This window comes from Xenorhabdus sp. PB61.4 (genome assembly GCF_963894935.1).
Lineage (GTDB): Bacteria > Pseudomonadota > Gammaproteobacteria > Enterobacterales > Enterobacteriaceae > Xenorhabdus > Xenorhabdus stockiae.
In genome coordinates this window covers 26,359-47,016 of record NZ_CAWQJR010000184.1, presented here as the reverse complement: position 1 = coordinate 47,016, position 20,658 = coordinate 26,359, and the positions used below count along the sequence as shown (strand labels likewise).

At 43.9% G+C, this 20,658-nt stretch carries 21 protein-coding genes; 13 read left to right on the top strand and 8 right to left on the bottom strand.

Going from position 1 to position 20,658, the window contains the following annotated elements; genetic code table 11:
• The first annotated feature begins 144 nt into the window (after positions 1-144).
• Entirely contained in the window at positions 145-351 is a 207-nt protein-coding gene (locus tag AACX68_RS15340) for a DUF1107 domain-containing protein (protein ID WP_099109376.1), read from the top strand.
• Positions 352-426: 75 nt separating this feature from the next.
• On the opposite strand, the gene AACX68_RS15335 is transcribed toward AACX68_RS15340, so the two are convergent.
• Together AACX68_RS15335 and msrA are read right to left on the bottom strand one after the other, a co-directional pair.
• Complete coding sequence (locus AACX68_RS15335; RefSeq protein WP_228858093.1) at positions 427-1,755, bottom strand: hemolysin family protein; 1,329 nt, start codon at positions 1,753-1,755, stop codon at positions 427-429.
• Positions 1,756-1,918: 163 nt separating this feature from the next.
• Complete coding sequence (msrA, locus tag AACX68_RS15330; RefSeq protein WP_228858092.1) at positions 1,919-2,566, bottom strand: peptide-methionine (S)-S-oxide reductase MsrA; 648 nt, start codon at positions 2,564-2,566, stop codon at positions 1,919-1,921.
• 135 nt (positions 2,567-2,701) lie between these two features.
• Between msrA and tamA the strand changes: the two genes are divergently transcribed.
• Genes tamA through AACX68_RS15315 form a run of 3 tightly spaced genes read left to right on the top strand, consistent with a single transcriptional unit; the run spans position 2,702 to position 8,552 of the window.
• Positions 2,702-4,444, top strand: coding sequence for an autotransporter assembly complex protein TamA (tamA, locus tag AACX68_RS15325; protein WP_099124189.1), 1,743 nt, complete (start codon positions 2,702-2,704; stop codon positions 4,442-4,444).
• Positions 4,441-8,202, top strand: coding sequence for an autotransporter assembly complex protein TamB (tamB, locus tag AACX68_RS15320; protein WP_228858091.1), 3,762 nt, complete (start codon positions 4,441-4,443; stop codon positions 8,200-8,202). The genes tamA and tamB overlap by 4 nt, the downstream gene beginning before the upstream one ends.
• 2 nt (positions 8,203-8,204) lie before the next feature.
• Positions 8,205-8,552 carry a gamma-glutamylcyclotransferase family protein gene (locus AACX68_RS15315; protein WP_099109381.1) on the top strand — a complete coding sequence of 116 codons (348 nt, stop codon included), beginning with the start codon at positions 8,205-8,207 and terminating at the stop codon, positions 8,550-8,552.
• Between the two features lie 114 nt (positions 8,553-8,666).
• Here AACX68_RS15315 and ppa read toward each other — a convergent pair whose 3' ends face one another.
• A complete protein-coding gene (gene ppa / locus AACX68_RS15310) occupies positions 8,667-9,197 on the bottom strand; it encodes an inorganic diphosphatase (RefSeq protein ID WP_099109382.1) in 531 nt (176 codons plus the stop codon).
• Positions 9,198-9,433: 236 nt separating this feature from the next.
• On the opposite strand from ppa, the gene AACX68_RS15305 reads away from it, so the two are divergent.
• Together AACX68_RS15305 and AACX68_RS15300 are read left to right on the top strand one after the other, a co-directional pair.
• The gene (locus AACX68_RS15305; RefSeq protein WP_228858090.1) at positions 9,434-9,712 is read left to right on the top strand and encodes a type II toxin-antitoxin system HicA family toxin; all 279 of its coding nucleotides are present in this window, start codon (positions 9,434-9,436) and stop codon (positions 9,710-9,712) included.
• Positions 9,709-10,065 (top strand): type II toxin-antitoxin system HicB family antitoxin, encoded by a 357-nt coding sequence (locus tag AACX68_RS15300; protein ID WP_099120003.1) that lies wholly within the window; start codon positions 9,709-9,711, stop codon positions 10,063-10,065. Before AACX68_RS15305 ends, AACX68_RS15300 begins: the two co-directional genes overlap by 4 nt.
• Positions 10,066-10,124: 59 nt before the next feature.
• Here the strand turns inward: AACX68_RS15300 and fbp are convergent, their stop codons facing one another.
• A complete protein-coding gene (gene fbp / locus AACX68_RS15295) occupies positions 10,125-11,129 on the bottom strand; it encodes a class 1 fructose-bisphosphatase (protein WP_099120004.1) in 1,005 nt (334 codons plus the stop codon).
• 170 nt (positions 11,130-11,299) lie between these two features.
• Here fbp and mpl point away from each other — a divergent pair, with 170 nt between their 5' ends.
• Positions 11,300-12,670, top strand: coding sequence for a UDP-N-acetylmuramate:L-alanyl-gamma-D-glutamyl-meso-diaminopimelate ligase (gene mpl, locus AACX68_RS15290; protein WP_228858089.1), 1,371 nt, complete (start codon positions 11,300-11,302; stop codon positions 12,668-12,670).
• Positions 12,671-12,743: 73 nt separating this feature from the next.
• Here mpl and argR read toward each other — a convergent pair whose 3' ends face one another.
• A complete protein-coding gene (gene argR, locus AACX68_RS15285; protein WP_099109385.1) occupies positions 12,744-13,214 on the bottom strand; it encodes a transcriptional regulator ArgR in 471 nt (156 codons plus the stop codon).
• A gap of 446 nt (positions 13,215-13,660) precedes the next feature.
• Between argR and mdh the strand changes: the two genes are divergently transcribed.
• The gene (gene mdh / locus AACX68_RS15280) at positions 13,661-14,599 is read left to right on the top strand and encodes a malate dehydrogenase (RefSeq protein WP_228858088.1); all 939 of its coding nucleotides are present in this window, start codon (positions 13,661-13,663) and stop codon (positions 14,597-14,599) included.
• Positions 14,600-14,716: 117 nt separating this feature from the next.
• Here mdh and AACX68_RS15275 read toward each other — a convergent pair whose 3' ends face one another.
• Positions 14,717-14,980 carry a helix-turn-helix domain-containing protein gene (locus tag AACX68_RS15275; RefSeq protein ID WP_099120009.1) on the bottom strand — a complete coding sequence of 88 codons (264 nt, stop codon included), beginning with the start codon at positions 14,978-14,980 and terminating at the stop codon, positions 14,717-14,719.
• Between the two features lie 187 nt (positions 14,981-15,167).
• On the opposite strand from AACX68_RS15275, the gene AACX68_RS15270 reads away from it, so the two are divergent.
• Both AACX68_RS15270 and AACX68_RS15265 read left to right on the top strand, forming a co-directional pair.
• Positions 15,168-15,515: a DNA-binding protein gene (locus AACX68_RS15270; protein ID WP_099109388.1), complete on the top strand. Its 348-nt coding sequence runs from the start codon at positions 15,168-15,170 to the stop codon at positions 15,513-15,515.
• Between the two features lie 88 nt (positions 15,516-15,603).
• Positions 15,604-15,984 (top strand): DNA-binding protein, encoded by a 381-nt coding sequence (locus AACX68_RS15265; RefSeq protein WP_228858087.1) that lies wholly within the window; start codon positions 15,604-15,606, stop codon positions 15,982-15,984.
• A 27-nt stretch (positions 15,985-16,011) separates the two neighbouring features.
• Here the strand turns inward: AACX68_RS15265 and ispB are convergent, their stop codons facing one another.
• A complete protein-coding gene (gene ispB / locus AACX68_RS15260) occupies positions 16,012-16,983 on the bottom strand; it encodes an octaprenyl diphosphate synthase (RefSeq protein WP_228858086.1) in 972 nt (323 codons plus the stop codon).
• A 250-nt stretch (positions 16,984-17,233) separates the two neighbouring features.
• Here ispB and rplU point away from each other — a divergent pair, with 250 nt between their 5' ends.
• The 3 genes from rplU (at position 17,234) to cgtA (ending at position 19,120) form a co-directional block, all read left to right on the top strand.
• Positions 17,234-17,542 (top strand): 50S ribosomal protein L21, encoded by a 309-nt coding sequence (rplU, locus tag AACX68_RS15255; protein WP_099120012.1) that lies wholly within the window; start codon positions 17,234-17,236, stop codon positions 17,540-17,542.
• Between the two features lie 20 nt (positions 17,543-17,562).
• Positions 17,563-17,820 (top strand): 50S ribosomal protein L27, encoded by a 258-nt coding sequence (gene rpmA, locus AACX68_RS15250; protein ID WP_086955134.1) that lies wholly within the window; start codon positions 17,563-17,565, stop codon positions 17,818-17,820.
• Positions 17,821-17,950: 130 nt separating this feature from the next.
• Entirely contained in the window at positions 17,951-19,120 is a 1,170-nt protein-coding gene (cgtA, locus tag AACX68_RS15245; protein ID WP_228858085.1) for an Obg family GTPase CgtA, read from the top strand.
• A gap of 78 nt (positions 19,121-19,198) precedes the next feature.
• On the opposite strand, the gene dacB is transcribed toward cgtA, so the two are convergent.
• A complete protein-coding gene (dacB, locus tag AACX68_RS15240) occupies positions 19,199-20,647 on the bottom strand; it encodes a serine-type D-Ala-D-Ala carboxypeptidase (RefSeq protein ID WP_228858084.1) in 1,449 nt (482 codons plus the stop codon).
• Positions 20,648-20,658: the final 11 nt, after the last annotated feature.

Here is a 20,658-nt window from a genome sequence, read left to right as displayed (position 1 = left end):
CAGCGGTTGAATCTTCAGTATTCGGGAACGAATTTCCAGATGCAGAGTCTATAGAACGTACACAGCCGTGATGTACCTTTTGATTCACTAATTGCGCAGTACAGAAAAATAGTATCGTAAGAAGCATGGAGGAGTAAAAAAGAGATGAAAATCTTTCAGCGCTATAATCCACTAAAAATTGCTCTCTACGTAAAAACCCTATTCCGTGGAAGGTTATATATCAAAGACATGGGTGCCTTTGAATTTAATTATGGGAAAATTCTGCCTCCCAAAATAAAAGATAAACGCCATTTCAATGTCATGAGTGAAGTTAACCAGCAGGTGTTGCTTCTACAAGCCGAAATGGGGTAGTTCCAAAATAAAATAGTTTTGGGAACTGAATGAACGGCCTTTCGGCCGTTTTTTGTTGGTGTTTCTTATTGGGATTTATTCAGATATTGCCGGTTCTGTTGGGCTACTGGAAGGGGGTGGAGTATCAACAATTTTGGTTACCAGTAATTGGTCGATTTTATAATTATCAATATCTACCACTTCGAATTTATATCCGCTGAACTTCACATAATCAGTACGCTTCGGAATTTTCCGCAGGCGGAACATCATAAAACCAGCAATCGTTTCATAATTGCTGGAGTCCGGGAAATCTTCAATATCCAGAACTCGTAACACATCTTCTATGGGCGTGCCGCCTTCGACTAACCAGGAATTTTCATCACGGACAACAATCTGTTCTTCCTGACCCTGACCGATTAAATCCCCCATTAAAGTCGTCATAACATCATTCAGCGTTATCACACCCATTACCAGTGCGTATTCATTCAGAATGATGGCAAAGTCATCTCCGGCAGCCTTGAAACTTTCCAGTGTGTCAGATAGCGAAAGGGTATCAGGGATCATCAGTGCATTGCGGATTTGAACACCATTTTTCAGGTTGAGACTTTGCCCACTCAGGACACGGTTCAGTAAATCTTTGGAATCAACGTAGCCCATGACGTGATCAATATCGCCGTCGCAAACAAGGAATTTCGAGTGTGGATGAGTAGAAATCTTTTCTTTGATACTGTTTTCGTCTTCATTCTTATCAAAATAAACCACACTTTCGCGGGAGGTCATGGCAGACGGAACTGTACGGGATTCCAGCTCGAAAACATTTTCAATTAACTCATGCTCTTGCTTACGTAATACACCGGCGACAGCTCCAGCTTCAACCACAGCATAAATATCATCAGAGGTAATATCTTCATTACGGGCCATCGGGATTTTAAAAATCTTGAATATGCAGTCGGCAAGCCCATTGAACAGCCAGACTAAAGGCCGGGATATTGCCAGACAAAAACGCATTGGATTCACAATCCGGATAGCAACGGCTTCAGGCTTAATCATTCCAAGACGTTTGGGGGTTAAATCAGCAAGTAGAATGAAAAGGCTGGTTACGATAATAAAAGAGCAGATAAAGCCGAGTTGTTCCGCCCAGTCATGGGGCATGAAACGGGTCAGTAGTGACTTAATGGCAGGCGAAAATGCTGATTCTCCAACAACACCAGCGAGGATTGCTACTGCATTCAGACCAATTTGTACGACGGTAAAAAAGCGGCCCGGAGTTTCCTGTAACTTAAGAACGCGGGCAGCATTAATATTCCCCTCGTTCACCATTAGTTTTAGTTTTATTCTTCTTGAAGCAGCCAGAGAAATTTCAGATAACGAAAAAAATGCGCTGATAGCACAAAGCAAGAGTATGATTAATAAACTGTTTAACATAAAGTATCCATGTCTTATCTTCAGTGGCAGGGTAGTTTTTTATTTGAATAACACTGAAGAAAGGAGTGAAAAATTACACAAATAAAAACTTACGGCACTAATAATATGCCGTAAGATAAATGAATTTAGTCAAGTAATTATAACATTGGGTTGACTAAACTGGCTAGTTTCTGGACGTAGGTGGAAAACAGATCCCCGTTCCTCCCAGCCCACAGTATCCTTCCGGGTTTTTCATCAGGTATTGCTGGTGGTAATCTTCCGCAAAATAGAATGGTCCGGCTGCCCGGATCTCTGTGGTGATCGTGCGCTGATCGCCATTCTCATCCATCGCCAGCTGATATTGTTCGAAACTTGCGACTGCCTGAGCATATTGCTCAGGAGAAACGGTATAAAGAGCTGAACGATATTGTGTACCAATATCACCATGCTGACGCATTCCTTGTGCCGGATCGTGATTTTCCCAGAACAGTTTTAATAATTGGCTATAGGTAATTTTTGTCGGGTCAAACACAATTCTGACAACTTCAGCATGCCCGGTTAAGCCTGAACAAACCTCTTCATAGGTCGGATTGGGCGTGATGCCGCCACTGTAGCCGGCTGAAGTGGTATAAACCCCTTCCTGTTGCCAGAACAGGCGTTCAACACCCCAGAAACATCCCATTCCTACATAAGCAATTTCCATATTTTCAGGAATGTTATCTATCGCATGCTGTGTAACGTAATGATAGGGTGATACAGTTAATGGTAATTCTCTACCGGGTAATGCACTTTGTTCAGAAACATGTTGGCTTTCGTTAGTTGAATTTGGCAAGATTCTCTCCTGTTTATCATCTATTTTATGGTTATAGAGTTACTTGTGTATCTATAAAGCTTTACCAAAATTAATTTATGGCAGAATTTTTATACTGCTGAATATTACCCCTAAATAAATGTATTAGGAGTTAGCGTGTCACGATACTCTTTCATATTTGTGCTTTGTGTGTCTATCGCAACTCCATCGGTTTATAGTGCAAATTTACGATTGAAAGTGGAAGGACTTTCTGGCGAACTGGAAAAAAATGCCAGGGTGCAGCTCTCAAATATTAGTACTGATGAAGTTTCTCCCGATGGACGTTTTCGTGCCCGTGTCGAGAAAGCTATACGAAAAGGACTCAGGCCACTGGGATATTATGAGCCTACAATTGAATTCACTTATCAGGAAAATACGCCTCCTTCCCGTCCGGTTTTAACAGCAAAAGTCACTTTAGGAGAACCGGTTCGGATTGCCGGTGTTAAGGTTGATTTGGAAGGTGGAGCCAGAACCGATCCGGATTATGCGGCAATGATCAAAAAAAATATGCCGAAAGATGGGACGATCCTGAATCATGGTGAATATGAAAGTTTTAAGAGTGCGCTGAATAACCTTGCTCTCAGGAAAGGGTATTTTGATGCCGAAATGAAAAAAAGTGAGCTGGAAGTCTCTAAAGAACGGCATGTATCTTACTGGGATTTTGATTTTGATAGCGGGCAGCGTTACCGTTTTGGCCCTGTTAAATTTCAGGGTTCACAAATCCGCGAAAACTACCTGAATAATCTGGTGCCATTTAAAGAAGGTGATTACTACTCTTCGGAAGAGCTGGCAGAGCTTAACCGTCGGTTGGCAGATACCGGTTGGTTCAATTCGGCGGTTGTCGTACCTGATTTTAAAACGGGTCGCGAGAGTAAAGATAAAATATTACCACTGGATGCTTCACTAGTTCCCCGCTCTGCCAACTATGTTGAGTTAGGTGGAGGGTATGCAACAGATGTCGGTCCCCGTGTTCAGGTAAAATGGAAAAAACCGTGGCTGAATTCCCGGGGGCATAGTTTAAGCACCAGTATCAATGTTTCCAGACGTGATCAGGTGATTGATGCGTCTTATAAAATGCCACTTAAGGCTAACCCGCTTGAGCAGTACTACGAATTGCAAACCGGTTATAAACGTAAAGAACTTAACGATACCACTTCTGATACAGCAACTTTAAACCTCTCCCGCAACTGGGATCTCTCCACCGGCTGGCGGTATGGTGTCAACCTGCGCTGGAGCCTCAGCCACTTTACACAGGCTAATGTGACCAATACTACTGCGTTGCTTTATCCGGGAGCTAATGTCAGCCGAATCCGCCAGCGTGGAGGCACGATGCCTTACTGGGGGGATAGCCAGCGCTATTCGATTGATATCTCTGATACAACCTGGCATTCAGATGTCGATTTTATGGTTTTACAGGCTCACCACGTCTGGGTCAGGACATTACGTGATAAACATCGTTTTGTTGTGCGCGGCGATCTTGGCTGGATAGAAACCAATCAATTTGAGAGAGTGCCACCTGATTTGCGTTTCTTCGCTGGGGGTGATCGCAGTATTCGTGGTTACAAGTATCAGAAAATTTCACCTAAAGACAGTGATGGTAAATTGACGGGTGCATCAAAACTGGTTATTGGCTCGCTGGAGTATCAATACAATGTTCATGGCAACTGGTGGGGAGCTATGTTTGTGGATACCGGTGAAGCAGTCAATGATATCAAAAGGAGTAACTTCAAAACCGGTGCAGGTATTGGCGTGCGCTGGGCTTCTCCCGTCGGGCCGATTAAGTTCGACCTTGCTTCTCCTGTAGGGGACAAAAATAATCATGAGGTTCAGTTTTACATTGGCTTAGGGGCTGAACTATGAGGTGGGTAAAAAGAGTTAGTATTGCTTTCCTGCTGATTGTTGGCCTGTTGCTCATCACGGTTGTGGGATTAGTGACAACACAAACCGGCCTGCATTTTATGATCAACAGTGCAACGCGTTTGGTTCCGGGGCTGGAGATAGCAAGTGTCAGTGGCGGCTGGCGTGATTTAACACTGAAAGGCATTAAATATAAGATGCCGGGTATTGATGTTAATGCTGATAATTTTCACCTCTCACTACGGCTTTCCTGTTTACATCGCAGCCATATCTGCGCCAATGCCCTGACAACGGAAGGAGTCTCTGTTCTGGTGAATACCGCTGAACTTCCGTCGTCAGAGAAATCGCCGGATTCTGAGCCATTAACTGAATTGAAAACGCCGTATCCTATCGAGTTGGATCTTCTTTCCTTAAAGAATATCCACGTCAAAGTCGATGATATGGCGATTGATTTAGGTGAATTTAATGCGGGAGCACAGTGGCAGGAAAAGCATCTGACATTAAAACCGATACAAATCAGTAATCTTTTGATTGCACTACCTAAAAAGCCTATTGAGCCTACTGAACAAAAATCCCAGTCAAAAACTGAATCTGAACAATCATTGGGTGAAATTTTAAAGACGCTGTTTGCCAAGCCACTTTTGGCAGACTTGCCTGCGGTTCCTATTCCTCTTGATATCACAGTAGAAAATATTCACGGCCGCCAGCTTCGTTTGGCGGGAGATACTGATATCACCATCAATGATGTGGAGCTGAAAGCCAGTAATCAGGGGCAGGATGTAGATATCAAAAACTTTAGCGTGAGTGCACCGGAAGGTTCTCTGGTAATACAGGGAACGGCAAAACTTGCTGAACAGTGGCCGGTTAAATTGTCAGTTAAGGGTAGTACTACGCTGGAACCCGTAAAAGGGCAACATTTTCAGGCAAAACTGGATGGTGCTTTGTTACAGCAACTTAATCTGGCATTAAAGCTTGCAGGGCCGGTGAATGCGGATCTGAATGTTCAGACGGAATTAGCTAAAGCAAACCTGCCTATGCGCCTGACACTGGTTAGTAAACACCTACAGTGGCCATTAACGGAAAAAGCGGAATATCAGCTGAATGATGTCAGGTTACTCCTGAATGGTAAAGCCAGCGATTATGACCTTTCCCTGCGTTCTGATATTAAAGGGAATGAACTTCCTCCGGCATTATTGGTTCTGGATGCGAAGGGAAATGAGGAGCTGCTCCGGCTCACTCGTTTGCGCCTGTCGGCATTACAGGGTAATGCCGATCTCACAGGTGTGGTTGACTGGAGTAAAGCCATTAGCTGGAATGCTCAGTTGCACCTGCATGGTATTGATACTGAAAAACAGTGGCCGGAATGGCCAGCCAGAATAGATGGCAAGGTAGCGGTTCGAGGTAGCTTATATGGCGGGAGCTGGCAGCTTCAGCTTCCTGAAATAGCCCTTGATGGTCATGTAAAGCAGAACAGTATCAAAATGCATGGCAAAGTTTCCGGTAATGCAGCGGGGCAATGGGATATCCCCCAATTTAACGTCATCTTTGGGCGTAATACGCTGGATGTTAAAGGCCGTCTTACTGATGAAAAATGGGAATTGGATGGCGATATTCATGCACCACAACTAAATGGCCTGTTGCCGGGGCTGTCTGGTGTAGTTATGGGGGATTTGAAACTACGTGGCAACCTCAAAGCACCTCAGGTCGTTGCAGACTTAAACGCGCGTGGTGTGCGCTGGCAGAATGATTTATCGGTAGATAGCGCGGTTATTAAAGGGGATTTACGGTCAACGGATCAAATTGAAGGCCGGTTATCAGTCATCATTCAGCAGCTGAAACAGGCCGATTTGGCTATCAATAATCTGGAGCTGAACGCCAAGGGCACAGAAAGACAGCATGACTTGCAATTACGGGTGGATGGCAGCCCTGTATCAGGCCATTTGGCCCTGAATGGCAGTTTTGACCGCAAACAGGAACGCTGGAAAGGTAATATCAATAATACCTATTTTGATACGCCTGTTGGCGAGTGGCGTTTAAGTAAAGCGGTGACGTTTGATTACCAAAATTTACAGCAGAAAGTGATCGTTGGTACTCATTGTTGGCTGAATCCGAATGCTCAGCTCTGTATCCCGAAACCGATAGAAGCAGGTAGCAGCGGGCAGGCTGATATCGTACTGGAGCGTTTTGATCTCGCCATGATCCAGCCATATCTGGATAAGACAACTCAGCTAAAGGGGATATTTAGCGGTAATGCTAATGTTAAATGGACGGAAGGGCATCAATTACCACAGGTAAAAATGGCGCTTGCAGGTGATGGCGTTCAGCTTCGACAGGTTGTGGAAGGTTCTACGTTACCCGTTGATTTCGAAAGGCTGACTCTGAATGCAGGCCTGAAAAACGGAAAGGTTGATTTATCGTGGTTGTTTAAACTGGTCGGCAATGGCCAATTAGATGGTCATGTTCAGATAGATGATCTGGATGGACGGCGTAAATTATCTGGTAATGTCGATGCCCGTTTTCTTTCTCTTAATCTGATTAAGCCCATTTTGGATAAAGGTGAAAAAGCTGACGGAACTTTGAATGCAAACTTGAATCTTGGCGGGAGTGCCAAGAATCCATTGTTATATGGTTTTCTGAAGGCAGATATTTTTCAGGTTAATAGCCACTGGTTGCCATTTGATATTAACCAGAGTCAGTTATCCGTTTATTTTGATGGTGTTCGTTCTGATTTGGAAGGGGTCATTAAAACGCCTCAGGGGCAGCTTAATCTTCACGGGAATGCAGACTGGCGTAATTTAAATGCCTGGTCTGCCAGAGTCACTGCCTATGGGGATAAACTGCGGGTTACTGTGCCACCCATGGTTAAAATAGATGTAAGTCCTGATTTGGTTTTTGAGGCAACACCTCATTTACTGAAACTCAATGGTAATGTGGGTATCCCATGGGCCCGGATTACGGTTCAGGAGTTACCTGAATCTGCCGTAGGTATTTCTTCTGACGAAGTAATGTTGGATAAAAATCTTCAGCCGATAGAAAAGAAAAAGTCTTCCATTTTGATTCAAAGTGACTTAAATATTCACATAGGTAATGATGTTCGCTTGAATGCATTTGGCTTGAATGCTCAGTTGAAAGGAAATCTGAAAGTTATTCAGGATCAACAAGGTCTGGCGCTGAATGGTCAAATTGATATTCCGGATGGTCAATTTCGTGCTTATGGGCAGGATTTGCAGGTGCGCAAGGGGCTGATTATGTTCTCTGGCCCACCGGATCAACCACTGTTGAATATTGAAGCAATCCGCAATCCTGAATCGACAGCGAATAATGTCATCGCTGGTGTGAGGGTGATGGGGCTGGCAGATAAGCCTAAAATTGAAATTTTCTCTGAGCCGGTTAAATCGCAACAGGAAGCACTTTCTTACTTGTTGCGTGGTGAAGGCTTAGAAAAGGGAGGCTCTGACAACTCCCAGATGACTTCTATGTTGATCGGCCTCGGCGTTGCCCAGAGCGGTAAATTAGTAGGCAAAATAGGTGAAACCTTTGGTGTCTCTGATCTGGCTCTGGATACACAGGGAATTGGTGATAAATCGCAGGTTGTTGTGAGTGGTAAGATTACCAACGACTTACAGGTGAAATATGGCGTTGGTATTTTTGACTCACTGGCAACTCTGACCCTACGTTACCGGGTGATGCCAAGATTGTATCTGGAAGCAGTATCTGGTATTGATCAGGCTTTAGATCTGCTCTATGAGTTTGAGTTTTAACGATGCGAGTTATTGTTTATGGTAGCCTGAGGCGCAAACAAGGCAATCACCACTGGATGACCTATGCCCAACTTTTAGGAGAGCATCGGCTTGAGGGGTATGAAATTTATGACCTGGGGCATTATCCCGCGGTAGTCCGCGGCGAAGGCACTCTTGAATGTGAAGTTTATCGCATTACATCATCTATTTTGACTGAACTGGATGATTTGAAAAAGAACACTCAGGAATATCAAAGGGAATTGATCAAAACCCCCTACGGCAGCGCATGGATTTATTTATATATGCTATCTGTTGAGGGTCTTACCCGAATAGAAAGTGGTGACTGGCTGAAACGTCACGAAGAAAAATAACGATCTGTATTGTGTTTTTTTAGGATCACTCTAATTGACTAACTAAAAAAAGCCTCTGTGCCGATAAGAACACAGAGGTTTTTTACGATCAAAACTGGCTGTTATCCGTCAGGATTATTTTTTGGCAGCACGTTCGAAAGAAGTCAGGATTTCAGCTTTAGCTGCTTCAACATTTTCCCAGCCGTCAACTTTTACCCACTTGCCTTTTTCCAGATCTTTGTAGTGTTCAAAGAAATGGGTAATCTGAGAGCGCAGCAGTTCAGGTAGATCGTTCACATCTTTGATGTGATCGTATTCTTTGCTCAGTTTAGTATGAGGAACAGCAACCAGTTTAGCATCTTCACCGGATTCATCGGTCATTTTCAGCATACCAACCGGGCGGCAGCGAATAACGGAGCCTGGCTGCAATGGGTATGGAGTTGGAACCAGTACGTCAACCGGGTCACCATCAAGGGACAGAGTGTTGTTGATGTAACCGTAGTTGCACGGATAGAACATAGCCGTTGACATGAAACGGTCTACAAACAGAGCGCCGGAGTCTTTGTCGACTTCATATTTAATCGGATCCGCATTTGCCGGGATCTCAATGATAACGTAGATGTCTTCTGGCAGTTCTTTACCCGCCGGTACGTTGTTCAGGCTCATAAAAGGTTTCCTTCAATTTCAAACCAAAATGGAGTGCGGGGTATTATAGCCAAAACAGGCCTAAAGTAATTCCATTTTTCTGATTCGCGGAGTGAACCATAATTTATGAAAGGTGTATTTCTTTATAAAGACGAAATGAAAGAAATCAGACAAGAGTGAGAAATAAAGAGATTTGATTTCTTTTTATAGTGGTTCTAATATGACTTCATTATTTGAAGTCGTAGTGTATTGAGATTATGGATAAACAGATTTCAACGCTCCGAACGAGGCAGCGACGCACGTTAGAACAAATATTTAAAATGCCTGTTCCTTCTGGGATTAAGTGGTCAGATATTGAATCTCTTATTAAAGCATTAGGTGGAGAGATCAAGGAAGGACGAGGCTCGCGTTGTAAATTTATATTAAATGGCAGTATCGCCAATTTTCATCGTCCTCACCCATCTCCCGATACAGATAAAGGTGCTGTAGTCGGTTTACGGGAATGGTTGGATAGCATCGGAGTCACGCCATTATGAATAAACAACACACTAATATTATGGAAATAGCCGAACATCAGGCTGTCATTAGTTATGTGCCTGAAATTGGGATGTTTCGGGGAAAGTTTTTAGGGTTATCGGGTTATTGTGATTTTGTGGCTGACAGTATAGCTGGGTTACATGCTGAAGGGCGGCTATCACTGGATGAATATCTGGAAGATTGCCGTATCGCTAATATCGAACCCTATCAACAGCGTGAAAAAACAAAAAATTTCACATTGCGCTATCCTGAGTCCTTTGGAGAACGCTTAATCCAAGCGGCTGCGGAGCACCAGATGTCAATTAATGCGTTTATTCTTGATACGTTAGATGAACGTATTCACCATAAATAATATTCCTTAATTGAAGAGACGAAACTTCGTCTCTTCAATTAACTATTTAATAAATCGATTTATTCTTCGGGAAACTCAGCCATAAAACTTTCGGCTTTTTCCACCATCGATTTGGTTCCGACAAACAGTGGAACGCGCTGGTGCAACTCGCTTGGTTTGATATCCAGTATCCGGCTTGTACCGTCACTGGCTTTACCGCCAGCTTGTTCAGCCAGGAATGCAATCGGGTTGCACTCATATAACAAGCGTAATTTACCGGTCGGATGGCTGGCTGTACTTGGGTAAATGTAAATACCGCCTTTCAGCAGGTTGCGATGGAAGTCAGCAACGAGTGAACCGACATAACGGGTAGTGTAAGGGCGTTGAGTTTCTTCATCCTGCTCCTGACAATATTTGATGTATTTCTTCACACCCTGAGGGAATTTAATGTAGTTCCCTTCGTTAATGGAGTACATATTGCCTTTTGCCGGGAACTGAACTTTTTCATGAGTCAGGCAGAATACACCCAGAGAAGGATCATAAGTGAAGGTATGAACACCACAGCCAGTGGTGTAAACCAACATGGTGGATGAGCCGTAGACGACATAACCAGCCGCAACCTGACGATGGCCCGGTTGCAGAAAGTCTTCTTCAGTAACCGGTTGTCCGATCGGTGTAATTCGGTGGTAAATGGAGAAAATAGTACCAACGGAAACGTTTACATCAATATTCGAAGAACCATCCAGTGGGTCCATCAAAACAACATATTTTGCATTTTCTGCCCGGTCGCCATCAAAGATGACGATATCGTCTTCTTCTTCAGAAGCGATACCAGCTACTTCACCGCGAGCTTTCAGTGCTGCCTTGAGTTTTTCATTGGCATACAAGTCCAGCTTCATCTGAACTTCACCCTGAACATTTGAAACGCCGCTAGTGCCCAGAATATCCACGAGACCCGCTTTATTGATGTCCCGATGAATGATCTTGGCACCCAGTTTGATAGCAGAAAGTAATGCGGTCAATTCACCTGTAGCATGAGGAAAGTCGTGCTGTTTTTCGACGATGAATTCGCCTAATGTTTTCATGACGAAGGCCCTGATTTGGTTATGATTTTAAAAGAGTGCATCACATACGTGTTGCACTTAAGTGCGGGCAGTTTAGCTAAAGAATAGAATGATTGATAGGTCATTGCATTTCTAATCTATGATTTGATGGTTAGAATAGTGATACACTTCATGATATCGGATAGAAATAAATGCGTATTCATATTCTTGGTATTTGCGGAACTTTCATGGGAGGGCTGGCCATCCTCGCTCGCTCGTTAGGCCACGAAGTGACCGGTTCCGACGCCAATGTGTATCCTCCTATGAGTACTCTGTTGGAAAATCAGGGTATTGAACTGATCCAGGGATACGATCCTTCACAACTCAATCCTGTACCAGATATGGTGATCATCGGTAATGCCATGACGCGGGGCAATCCTTGTGTTGAGGCGGTTTTGGATCGTGGTATTCCTTATACATCCGGTCCGCAGTGGCTGCATGATCATGTTTTGCCGGAGCGTTGGGTTCTGGCGGTTGCAGGAACACATGGCAAAACGACAACAGCCGGAATGCTGGCATGGATTCTGGAAGCCTGTGGTTATAAGCCGGGATTTTTGATCGGCGGCGTACCGGGTAATTTTGAAGTTTCAGCACAACTGGGTGAAAGCCCGTTTTTCGTAATTGAAGCGGATGAGTATGATTGCGCTTTTTTTGACAAGCGTTCAAAATTCGTTCACTACAGCCCCCGCACGCTCGTTATGAACAATCTTGAATTCGATCATGCTGATATTTTCGAAAATTTGGCTGCGATTCAAAAACAGTTCCATCACCTTGTCAGAGTTGTGCCGGGAATCGGTAAGATCCTGGCCCCCGACCATGACATTAATCTGAAACAGGTTATCGGCATGGGATGTTGGAGTGAATTGGAATATACTGGTGAAACAGGGAGCTGGCAGGCAAAAAAAACGATTCAGGACAGCAGCACTTATCAGGTGTTCCATCATGGTGAGTTGGTCGGTGAAGTTAGCTGGTCATTAGTAGGTGAACATAATATGCATAATGGCTTGATGGCCATTGCAGCAGCTTACCATGTTGGAGTGCAACCTGCGGACGCTTGTCAGGTATTGGGTGACTTTATTAATGCCCGTCGCCGTCTGGAGTTAGTAGGTGAGGTGAATGGCATCTCGATTTACGATGATTTTGCTCATCACCCAACAGCCATTCTGGCAACGCTGGAAGCGTTGAGAAGTAAGGCAGGGGGTATGGCTCGTATCCTTGCTGTTCTGGAACCCCGCTCAAATACGATGAAACTCGGCATGAGCAAAAATGAGATAGCTCCTTCTCTGGGCCGTGCAGATGAAGTATTCCTGTTTCAGCCCGGTAATATTCCGTGGCAAGTTGCTGAGATTGCCGAACAGTGTATTCAACCCGCCCGTTGGTGTTCTGATATTGATGCGTTGGTGAGGATGATCGTTGAATCAGCTCAGCCCGGCGATCATATCTTGATTATGAGCAACGGTGGTTTTGGTGGTATTCATGAGAAATTACTGGCGGCGTTGAACAAGAAGGAACAGGCGGCCTGATTGTTTATGTGAGAGGATCGCAATGATCGGGCGATCCTCTGTGTGGCTAAATAGCGTTTAACCTATTATTAATTTACAGTTCTTGATCAAACAAATTGAGTATAGCTTCATAGAGCTGTGCCGTTGTAACGGCCTTTGTCGGGGTAGAAAAAACCGTATCATCCCCTGCGATGCTGCCAAGGATCCCTTCCGCTTTACCTAATGAATCCAGTAAACGTGCAATCAACTGAGCTGCGCCGGGGCTAGTGCGAATAACCACGACTGAATGATTATAATCGACATCCAATACCAGATTTTTTAATGGGCTGGTGGCAGTAGGAACACCTAATTCAGCTGGCAGACAGTAGACCATTTCCATTTTTGCATTGCGGGTTCTGACTGCACCAAATTTTGTCAGCATTCTGGAAACTTTAGACTGGTTAATGTTTTCAAAGCCTTCTTCCTGAAGTGCTGCAACAATCTCGCCCTGAGAGCTGAATTTTTCTTCTTTTAGTAATGCTTTGAAAGCTTTTACCAAATCTTCCTGTTTCGAAGGAATTCGCATATTTCACCATCGTTAAATCCGTTATGAAGTCAATATTATGCAAAAGAGTGAATTTTTATGCAAGGAAGGGACGGAAAGACCGTGACAGGATGCATAATTACATGATTGAACAAGGTAAATGTATTGTTAATAAAATGGAATCACTAGCAGTAAAAGAGAAGAACAGATTAATTAACTCATTAATTCATAAGATAGCAAGAATAATTCCTAAAAAAGTGCCCGTTATCTCATTAACAGATAAGCATTTTGTCTAAAATAAAGAACTTTGGTGTTCCATCCTCAGGCTATTAGGTAGATAATCTGGCTGTTAACAGATTGTTTTTAATACGTAGTGATGAGTAAAGCAGAAGGCTTATCCCATACCTGTATTGAATATGGTAAATTGAGCCTCTTAACCAGACAGATTTCAGTTTATTACAGCACTTAATTTTTAAAGGAGTATCAGGATGAAAGTTGCAGTTCTCGGTGCAGCCGGTGGTATTGGTCAGGCACTTGCCCTTCTACTCAAGACCCAGCTTCCTTCAGGTTCAGAACTTTCTTTGTATGACATTGCCCCAGTAACCCCAGGCGTTGCTGCCGATCTGAGCCATATCCCGACAGCAGTGAAGGTCACTGGTTTTGCGGGTGAAGATGCAACTCCTGCATTGGCAGGCGCAGATGTTGTATTGATTTCTGCTGGTGTAGCGCGTAAACCTGGTATGGATCGTTCAGATCTATTTAACATTAATGCAGGCATTATCCGTAATCTGGTTCAGCAGATCGCTAAAACATGCCCGAAAGCATTAATCGGAATTATTACTAACCCTGTGAACACGACTGTAGCAATCGCTGCTGAAGTTCTGAAAAAAGAGGGTGTGTACGATAAAAACCGTCTGTTTGGTATAACAACGCTGGATATTATCCGCTCTAATACCTTCATTGCTGAACTGAAAGGCAAAAAACCAGAAGAGCTGGAAGTTCCTGTTATTGGTGGTCACTCTGGGGTAACTATTCTGCCATTACTGTCTCAGATCCCTGGTGTCAGCTTCACTGCTGAAGAAGTTGAAGCTCTGACAAAACGTATCCAGAATGCCGGTACTGAAGTTGTTGAAGCAAAAGCGGGTGGCGGATCTGCAACTTTGTCTATGGGACAAGCAGCTGCCCGTTTCGGCCTCTCCCTGATCCGTGCTTTGCAGGGTGACAGCAATGTTATCGAATGCAGCTATGTAGAAGGTGATGGCGAACACGCTCGCTTCTTCGCACAACCTATTCGCTTAGGTAAAAATGGTATTGAAGAACGTTTAGACATTGGTCAGTTGAGTGAGTTTGAACAAAACGCACTGAATAATATGTTAGACGTTCTGAAAAAAGATATTGAATTAGGCGAAAAATTTATTAATGGTTAATTAAATTAATTCTAAATTTATTAATATACGAATTAACTTAAATATATTAGATAACTAAAACCGCTAACTTAAATACAGTTAGCGGTTTTTCTTTTCAATAATTATATTGATAGCTAATTATTCTTTTTTCTCTCTGACTTTCCTTTCTAATAATTCTCCGGTATGGGGATCGAAATAACGGCTGGGCCATATTTCAGACGGATGAATACCTAAATAATTTGCTATTATCCATTCTCCCTTGGGCCATGGGCGAGAAAGAGTATTCGCCAAAGTTGATGAGCTTAATCCTGATTCACGGGAAACAGCGGCCAGAGTTGTTCCACGTTTACGTAAAGCAGCAATAATATCAGCAGGATGCCAATCCGATTTCATAGAAATCATTTTTTTAATCCTTTCCTATTAAATTTAGAGCCACATTAGTGGTATAACTAAAGCGTTAGAGTGAAATTAATAACGAACATGGATCTGTTATTAAGAAAATAAAATAACATTATTTTTTCTAAAAATATTTCTAATTTTTTCTTAATAACTTCTTTTTTGAACTTGGTTACAAAAATAGAGAAACATTATGAAAAAAGAGTGGTATACGGCAATGGAGTTGACCGGTGTAGGTGAGTTACCTAGATCACCACAAGGAGTGAATGCCAGAGCGAAACGTGAAGAATGGATGAGACAAAAGCGTGCTGGTGTTCAGGGTAGGGCAATTGAATATCACTATTCTTGTTTTCCTGAAACAACATTAGCAGCTCTGGAACTTAATGAAATATCGCCTGAATATCAGGTTCAGAAACAAGACCCTCTATCTATTTGGGTAAGTGCATTTAATTTACTCACAGATGAAGAAAAGGAGGTAATTACAGAAGTGATACTAAGAGATGGTATAAGAAGTTTTTTGGAAAAAATTCTAGCTACCTGAGTCAGCTTTTGAAAAGCCAAATTGAAAAACAAAGGGTATAAAATTTGGTTTTCTCTTCACTGCTCCGGTAATAAGCGAGGAGAGAGAGATGAAAAAAGAATGGTATTCTGCAAAGGAGCTCATTGGCCTCGCTGGTCTGCCATCATCCCCTCAGGGGGTAAACCTGATGGCAAGACGTGAAGGTTGGGAACAGCGTCGTAAGCGTGGGGTGCAGGGAAAAGCGCTCGAATATCATGTCAACAGCCTGCCTGAAGATGTTCTGAATGTACTGGCCGTGAGTGAAAGCTCGGTTGAGTACTACCGGAACAAACGGCAAGATCCGTTTATGATTTGGGTGGAAGCTTATTATCAACTGACCAAGCCCGAAAGGGAGCGCATGGTTAAGTTCATTTTACGCAAAGGACTAGCCAGTCTTGTACAATACACAGGAATTCAAGAATTTGAAAACAAAGGCAGTATCTCAGACTGAACAGTCTGAGATACTGATTGCATAAGCTCAGGAAAGTCGCTGTACAGCGATATGGGCAAGTCCCACAAGGGCCGCTTTGTATGGAGACTCATCAAGTACTTGTAACGCTGAAATTGCCTTATCAGCTTCTTCCTCGGCCCGTTGGCGGGTGTAATTGAGTGAACCACACTGTTTCATCGTTGTAAGCACAGTATCCAACAAATGGCGGCCATTACCTTTTTCAATCGCCTCGCGGATCAATGCTGATTGCTCAGGAGTTCCGTGATTCATCGCATGTAAGAGCGGAAGAGTCGGCTTACCTTCATTCAGATCATCCCCGGTATTTTTTCCGAGCGTATTATCATCGGAATCGTAATCTAAAAGATCATCGATCAACTGGAATGCAGTACCAAGATAGCGACCATAATCGCGTAGTGCTGCTTCCTGATCCGAGGTTGCATTGGACAAAATAGCGGAAGAATGTGATGCCACTTCAAACAGGCGCGCCGTTTTGCTGTAAATGACGCGCATGTAATCATCTTCTGAAATATCCGGATCATTACAATTCATCAACTGCATCACTTCGCCTTCTGCAATGACATTCGTGGCATCGGACATCAGTTTCAGCACGCGCATTGAGTTGAGGTCAGTCATCATTTGAAACGAACGGGTATAGATAAAATCACCGACCAGTACGCTGGCTGCATTGCCATACATGGCATTAGCCGTTGCCCGACCGCGACGCATATCGGATTCATCTACGACATCATCATGAAGCAGGGTTGCTGTATGAATAAATTCTATCAGGGCAGCAACTTTGATATGTTTCTCTCCCTCATGACCCAGTGCCTTAGCGACCAGCACGGCAATCATTGGGCGAATGCGTTTGCCACCGCCACTAATAATGTAATAGCCAAGCTGGTTGATAAGCGCAACATCAGAATTTAATTGGTTAAGAATGGTTTCATTAACCGCTGCCATATCATCAGCTGTAAGTTTAATTATCGATTCTAAGTTCATGTTTTGGCTTCGGACTCTGATTCAGAGCTGTGCTCATTAATTAGTATATCAATAGATATCACGTTTTATTGATTGTACTTGAAAAACCGTTCAAATAAATGACAATCGAAAAACTCCGCTTTTTTCTCATCTGTTCTAATTCTGCTCTTGTCTTCCAAACGGTTTTTGCGTAGAATTCGCGCCCTATTGTGAATATTTTATAGCGCGCTCTGGAAAGAATTTTAGGGGGTGCGCGGAAAGCGGAGTTTATATGTACGCGGTTTTCCAAAGTGGTGGTAAACAACACCGAGTAAGCGAAGGTCAGACAATTCGCTTGGAAAAGCTGGACATCGCAACAGGTGAAACTGTTGAGTTTGACCAGGTTCTGATGGTCGCTAATGGCGAAGATATCCAGATCGGCGCTCCAGTAATCGAAGGCGTTAAAGTTAAAGCTGAAGTAGTTGCACACGGTCGTGGCGAGAAAATTAAAATTGTTAAGTTTCGTCGTCGTAAACACAGCCGTAAGCAGCAGGGCCACCGTCAGTGGTTCACTGAAGTTAAGATCACTGGCATCGCTTAAGATATTAGGAGAGCAGATAAATGGCACACAAAAAGGCTGGCGGCTCGACTCGTAACGGTCGCGATTCCGAAAGTAAACGTCTGGGTGTAAAACGTTTTGGTGGTGAGTCTGTATTAGCAGGCAGCATCATCGTTCGTCAACGTGGTACTAAATTCCACGCAGGCAACAACGTAGGTTGTGGCCGTGACCACACCCTGTTCGCATTAGCTGACGGAAAAGTTAAATTCGAAGTTAAAGGTCCACAAAACCGTAAATTTATCAGCATCGTAGCTGAATAAGTTTTTTGAACTTCGATCGAATCGGAAGCCCTGCAATGTGTGTTGCGGGGCTTTTTATATTTTGGATTACGCCATCTCTGGGTACGATCTGCCATCCAGCTTTATAGTGGCTATCCTACGGAGAAAAGTGATGAAATTTGTAGATGAAGCCAGAATACTGGTTGCAGCGGGAGATGGTGGCAATGGCTGTGTCAGCTTCCGTCGTGAAAAATATATTCCAAAAGGTGGGCCGGACGGCGGTGACGGCGGTGACGGCGGTGACGTCTACCTGCTGGCAGATGAAAACCTTAATACCCTGATTGACTACCGTTTTGAAAAATCCTTCCGCGCTGAACGTGGGCAAAACGGTCAGAGCCGTGATTGCACCGGCAAACGTGGTCAGGACATTACCATTAAAGTTCCGGTAGGAACCCGTATCCGCGATATCGCTACAGGAGAGATTCTGGGTGATATGGTGCGTCATGAGCAACGTCTGATGGTTGCCAAAGGCGGCTTCCACGGGCTGGGCAACACCCGCTTTAAATCCTCGGTTAACCGTGCTCCGCGCCAAAGAACAATGGGAACACCGGGAGAAACTCGTGACCTGATGCTGGAGCTGATGCTGCTGGCTGATGTCGGTATGCTTGGTATGCCGAATGCGGGTAAATCCACCTTCATCCGAGCGGTTTCGGCAGCCAAACCTAAAGTGGCTGATTATCCATTTACTACACTGGTACCAAGCCTTGGCGTTGTACGTATGGATAATGAGCAGAGCTTCGTAGTCGCTGATATTCCCGGTCTGATTGAAGGCGCATCAGAAGGTGCAGGCTTAGGTATCCGTTTCCTGAAACATCTGGAGCGTTGCCGTGTTCTGTTGCATCTAATTGATCTGTGCCCGATCGATGAATCTGATCCAGTAGAAAATGCCCGTATTATTATCAACGAGCTGCATAAGTACAGTGAGAAACTGGCTGAAAAACCACGTTGGCTGGTATTCAATAAAGTTGATCTGACTGATCCAGAAGAAGCTAAGCTGAAAGCGAAAGCAATTGCGGATGAACTGGGCTGGGAAGGCGATTACTACATGATTTCAGCCGTGAATCGTCAGGGTGTGAAAGAACTCTGCTGGGATATCATGGACTTCATTAAAGTTCAGCCTCGCCAGATGAATGCTGAAGAAGGCACTCAGCCGGAAAAAGTTGAATTCATGTGGGATGACTATCATAAGGAACAGTTGCAACAGGTATCTGAGGAAGATGATCTGGATGACGACTGGGACGAAGAAGATGAAGAAGGGATTGAGTTTATTTATAAACGCTAATCGCTTATTTCAGATGCTTTAATGATGAAAAAGGGTGCTGTTAGAGCGCCCTTTTTTATCTCTGAGATGCTCTACTTATCAATTATTCTGATAGAGAGATTTATATAAATGATGCTCGAAACGGACCAGAGGCGCTCGACGATTCCGTAGATTTTCTGGAGTAACAGAGTAGGATGAAATAAATTGGACGAAAGCAATCTGTTGCCCACTGGCCGCTGTCATAAAGCCCGCAAGATTATACACCCCTTGCAGTGAACCTGTTTTGGCAAATACCTTACCATCCACACCCGCAGTATGAAGTCCCGGACGATAGGCTAACGTGCCGTCAAAACCTGCTTTAGGTAACATAGAGATGATATCCAGCTCATTGTTGTGTTGCGCGATGAATTGCAGGATTTCCATCATTGTTGAAGGGGTGATGAGATCGTGACGTGAAAGACCAGAACCATCAACGATGACTGCATTACCGATATCAATATCGGCTTTTTGTTTTAGAATTTGGCGGACAGCATCAGAACCGGAACGCCATGTACCGGGAACATTAAAGTAATAATGGCCCAGAGTGCGATAAACCGTATCTGCTATCATATTATCTGATTTTTTTAGCATCACTTTGAGCAAATCAGGTAAAGGTGCCGATTGATTCATTGCCAGCGTTTTTTCGGGCTGCTGAGGAAATGATTGGCGCCGTAGATGGCCTTTCAGTTCAATTCCGGCGAGACGTAATTCATTTTTCAGAATAGTTCCAGCATAACTTGCCCCATTCTGGACAGCAAATGCCAGTGGCAAGGGTTCATCGCGCTGAGTCAGGCAGCCAGTCAGGGTATATCGGTTTAATTCGCCAGTGGTTACATCAAGTTCACAGTATTTTGCTTCCGATGAGCCTTTAGCGAGCGTTTTAACTTCGCTGAAGACGTTGACAGGATAATAGGAAGGCGTGTGAACAATAGCTGGTTCATTAGCCTGTTCTGCGCTATAGAGTAGGACAGAAAAGCAGTTTTTATCGACAATGGCAGCGCCGGGAGGCGCGCTAAAACATTGGGTCATATCATTCCATACCCATCCTGGCGCTTTATCGTGGCTGGAGAAAAGAGAAATGTCGATGATGAGATCGCCATTAATCTGGTGTATACCCGACTGTTTCAGCTTCTCAACCATATTGCGTAGTTGCGTGCGCGTCAGTGATGGATCGCCGACAAAGCGGGCAATAAGGTTACCCTTTAATTTGCCATCTTCAATATTGGCATTGCTTTCCAGCGTTGTGACAAAACGAAAATCTTTGCCAAGCTGTAATAAGGCAGCTAATGCTGTCACTATTTTCTGAGTACTGGCGGGTAATGCCAGTTGCTGACCACGATAATCAATAATTGGTGCTTTTTCACCGATTTTTTGGGCGATAAATGAGACATTGGCCCCTGCTGGCAAATATTCAATATTCTTCTCAATTGAAGAAGCGTTTGCATTAAAAACGCTCAGGCTCAAACTGAGCATACAAGCTATTTTGCTGGTAACTTTTAAAAGAGCCATAGATCTCGCAT